4 protein-coding genes are annotated in these 3,834 nt (G+C 44.4%); 3 read left to right on the top strand and 1 reads right to left on the bottom strand.

Features of this window, described 5'->3' with window-relative positions; genetic code table 11:
• The 3 genes from CH376_RS23565 to CH376_RS24380 all read left to right on the top strand — a co-directional run.
• Positions 1-1,556 (top strand): methyl-accepting chemotaxis protein (locus CH376_RS23565; protein ID WP_100788569.1); only part of this gene is annotated, 1,556 nt, incomplete at its 5' end.
• Positions 1,557-1,712: 156 nt separating this feature from the next.
• Positions 1,713-2,591, top strand: coding sequence for a heparin lyase I family protein (locus CH376_RS23560; protein WP_100786289.1), 879 nt, complete (start codon positions 1,713-1,715; stop codon positions 2,589-2,591).
• Positions 2,592-2,887: 296 nt separating this feature from the next.
• Positions 2,888-3,055: a hypothetical protein gene (locus CH376_RS24380; RefSeq protein ID WP_165781779.1), complete on the top strand. Its 168-nt coding sequence runs from the start codon at positions 2,888-2,890 to the stop codon at positions 3,053-3,055.
• On the opposite strand, the gene CH376_RS23550 is transcribed toward CH376_RS24380, so the two are convergent.
• The gene (locus tag CH376_RS23550; protein WP_100786287.1) at positions 3,030-3,455 is read right to left on the bottom strand and encodes a DUF1499 domain-containing protein; all 426 of its coding nucleotides are present in this window, start codon (positions 3,453-3,455) and stop codon (positions 3,030-3,032) included. The genes CH376_RS24380 and CH376_RS23550 overlap by 26 nt on opposite strands.
• Positions 3,456-3,834 lie beyond the last annotated feature (379 nt).

The following is a 3,834-nucleotide window of genomic DNA, read 5'->3' as shown; positions in this document are numbered from 1 at the left end:
TCAAACAACTCAAAAAAATTTCCGATCTCTACGCGATCTATATCGTCGACTGCGTTCATAAAGTGAGGAGCGGCGCCTTTACTCCGGAAGAGGGAGTGATCAATTTGGATAAGGCGAGTTCCGGAATTCAAAAAGAATGGACCGCATACAATTCCACTCACTTGGTTCCGGAGGAACAAAACATCATTCGGGAATTGAATCCGCTTTTCGCCGCTTCGAACGCGGCGGTCGAGGAAGCGAGGGCGTTGATGCTCGCGAAGGACTTCGTAGGTTTAGGGGCTTTTGCCGAACATAGATTGTATTCAAAGATCGATCCGGTAACGGAAAAGATAGAGGAACTCATTCAGGTTCAGTTGCGAATCACGGATAAGATTTATATCAAAGCCGAAAAGGAATTTTCATTTAGCTGGATCGTTTTCATCTTTCTTTCCGGAATCACCCTCAGTTATATTCTTTTGATTGCGATCGTGTATTCGATTCATCTCGTCAAAGGTTTGAACTCCGTAAGCCGCGCGATCAACGACGCCGATTTTTCGCATTCCGTCGAAGTGGAGGAAGATTCCCAAAAAAAAGACGAACTCTATCTATTGCTCATCGCCTTTCGACTTTTTCAGATCAAAGTGAAGAAGATGCTGGATACCATTCTTAATTTTTCGGAAAATATTGTCGTCGCTTCCGAACAACTTTCTCAATCCGCGGATCACCTTTCCTCCAACGCACAATCAGAATCCGCCTCCGTGGAGGAGATATCGGCGTCCGTGGAAGAGATCAGTTCCGGTATGGAATACGTAAACGGAAACGCGGAATCCCAATACGCGCTGATTTCTTCGTTTAACGGAGAAATGCGGGAGCTCGAAGGAATGATCAATAAGGTAGGGGAGGCGGTTAGGAATTCCTTAAATAAGATTTCGGAAATGTATCTTAAGACCGATTCCGGAAAAAAGACGATGGGCGATCTTACGGATACCATGGAAAAAATCGAAAACAGTTCCGTGGAAATGCAATCGATCACTGCAATCATAAAGGAAATTTCGGAAAAGGTGAATTTGCTCGCGTTAAACGCCGCTATCGAAGCCGCAAGAGCGGGAGAGCACGGAAGGGGCTTTGCGGTCGTTGCGAGTGAGATCACAAGACTCGCCGAACAGACGGACTCGAGCGCGATGACGATCGAAGAATTGATCAAGACGAGTAACGCAGAAATCGAAACAGGAAGGAGGATCGTAGAGAATTCCGCTACAGTTTACGCGGAGATTTTGAGCGGACTCGAACATCTGAAAGAATCTTCCAATCAGATTGTGAAGACGATGGAACTTCAGCAGGAGAAAAAGGAAAAGATCCGTTTCGGAGTGGATCAGGTCGACTCGAAATCGGAAGAGATCCGAAACTCCGTGAAGGAACAAAAAGTGGCGATATTGGAGACCGCCAACGCCGTTTCCAATATTTCCATCACAGTTCAGAACAGCGCGGCCAACTCCGAAGAAATTGCCGGAAGCGCGGTGAGCCTTTTGCAGATCGCTAAAAATCTTCAGGAAACGATGAGCTTTTTGAAAGGTTAGTTTCGTTTTTTTAGTCTTTCTTTTCCGGAAAGAATTTTCCAAATAGAGAGAATTCGAGTTTGTTCCGCTGTTTCATTAGGATGAAACATCGTTCAGGAAAGAGGTTTCGAATATCTTGGGTTCTTTTCGTAAGGCTCCTTTCGAGAAAGAAAATCAATGCAAAACTTTTTAACGCTATTTTTGAAATCCAAAAGAAGGATCGAGATTCTTCTTTTTATCTTCGTTCTATTTTTTAATTTTTGCAATCGGGACGAAGAATCTGCTCGGATAGAGGACCTTCTCCTTTTGAGTACGGTCTACAATCAAGCTCAGTGCGGACCCGATTCGAACCTTTCGCGAAAACAAGCAAATCGGACTTTTTTTACTTCCTTCGAATCGGCGAATGATTTTTCGAATTTTTACGTCGTTCCGCAGAACTATCAGGGAAGCGCGTCGCACGATCTTTCTTCCGAGCAGGCGCTGAGCGGAGCGAAGTCGCATAAGGGCTGGATTTATTCGGCTTATAACCCGACAAACCCTTGGATCAATAACAATCACAGAGGATATCCTACAATTCAACTTCACAAAACTTCCGGAGGCAGTTTTGTGACTCCGGTTTTGATTACGTTCAACGTTTGGCTGGATATGAATCTGACGCAGATGTCCCCTGAAAACGAATGGTTCAGTTTTGCGACAATCGCCGACGACGCATCCGATGCTTGGAACAGCCCCGTTCTTGTGAATCTAAGTTACGACGGGTTTGTTCATCTCATGCACGTTCCTTTTATGGGTCAAAAAATAACTTCTTTTCAGACTGCATCTCTGCAATATCCAAAGTCTCAGTGGGTTCAGATCAAAGTGTTTCTGGATTTTCAAAATCCGGAAGGTGTTGTGAAGGTTTGGCAGAACGGGAATCTCGTTTCGCAGGCAAAAGTTTTCTGTCGAAAGAGGACGATCGCGCAACTCCATTTCGGTCTTTATGCGCCTCCGACCGTTTCTTCCGGGTCCGTTTTTAACGACGATCTGAAGATCGAGGAAATCGACGGCAGTCTTTGAAGGAACTGTCTTTCTAAAAACGATAAAATCGAAAAATATATCATGATTTTTGAATATTTTTCCGTTTGAAGGTTCGGAAACGTGGAGGAGGATTGTCTGCGGGAATTCTTTTTTGTCACGAGCTTGGGGAGTTTTTTCGCACGCGTTTTTTTAGAGTTTTGACGGAAGGCCGATCTTTCGGATTTTGAAAACTCGCAAAAACCTTTTTTTGGGAGAGGAATTTCGGAATTTTTTTACGTTCGATCTTTTTTGATAGGAAAATTTTTTGCGAGAGGGATCGAAGCGGAAATCCTGCGATGCGCTTTCGAGAATCGAAAGGCGCTTCGCAGATTGGAGCGGAGAGCGCGGTCCCGCTCCTCGTCCATTCCGGTTTTGTTTTGGAGAAGAATGGGGCGGGGCTCGCCCAGAATATTCAAAAAAACGAATATTCTAAAGTGATCATTCCCAGCCGAGTTCATCCCTGAGATCGTTGAGTCTTCTTCTGTTTGCAAGAAAATCGAAGAGCCCGAGTATGGATTCGGAACGGATCTGCACCGTTTTGGTTTTTTCTTCGAATAAGAATTCCACATTGTCCGGAAAATGAAAGACCCTCGTATAAAATCGAGTCTTGATATAATTTCCGTTCACTTCCAAGACGCTCACTCGATCCGATTCTTCCAGTTTTTCTTTGAGTTTTTGAAAGGCGACTTCCTTCTCTTCCGTATATCGAAACGGGTCTATATGATGGATCGGGTTGTATGCGGAACTCTGGCTGGAGACACAGTTCGGTCGAGGGGAACAATAGTTGAGTTCGTCTTCATAGACGCCCGTTCTGGGCCCGACAAGAGAGGTGCAGCAAAGAAGAATCAAGAGCGCTGTTTCCATTTGTCTATTGGACTCTATCCCTTCCTCCCTTTGCGAGGCATTTTTTGTTTTGAATTTTGTTCCGTGTGAGTTCCTACTTTTTTTATTCCTTGAGTGGGGAAGTTCAGGAGTTCCCGAAAAAACCGATCTTTTTTCCGCCTTTCGTCGTAGTTTTCCGAGAATCTGTTTTTCCTTGGGAAGTTTTGTCCGGCCTTTTTACTTTTAAAAAGTAGGAACTCACACGGAATCAGAGTTTTCCGGAGGTTTCTTTGTAAAAAACAAAAAGGCCGCTTTCAGAGCGATTCTTCCGTCGATCCTCCGAAAACGTATGAGTTCCTACTTTTTAAAAGTAAAAAGGCCGGACAAAACTTCCCAAGGAAAAACAGATTCTCGGAAAACT

This window comes from Leptospira adleri, from assembly GCF_002811985.1.
GTDB classification, from domain to species: Bacteria; Spirochaetota; Leptospiria; order Leptospirales; family Leptospiraceae; genus Leptospira; species Leptospira adleri.
This window is presented reverse-complemented; position numbering and strand designations above follow the sequence as displayed.

Excerpts from the sequence above, each read along its gene's own strand:
- CH376_RS23560 (WP_100786289.1), top strand. The coding sequence starts at position 1,713 with ATGCAAAACTTTTTAACGCTATTTTTGAAATCCAAAAGAAGGATCGAG.
- CH376_RS24380 (WP_165781779.1), top strand. The coding sequence starts at position 2,888 with ATGCGCTTTCGAGAATCGAAAGGCGCTTCGCAGATTGGAGCGGAGAGC.
- CH376_RS23550 (WP_100786287.1), bottom strand. The coding sequence starts at position 3,455 with ATGGAAACAGCGCTCTTGATTCTTCTTTGCTGCACCTCTCTTGTCGGG.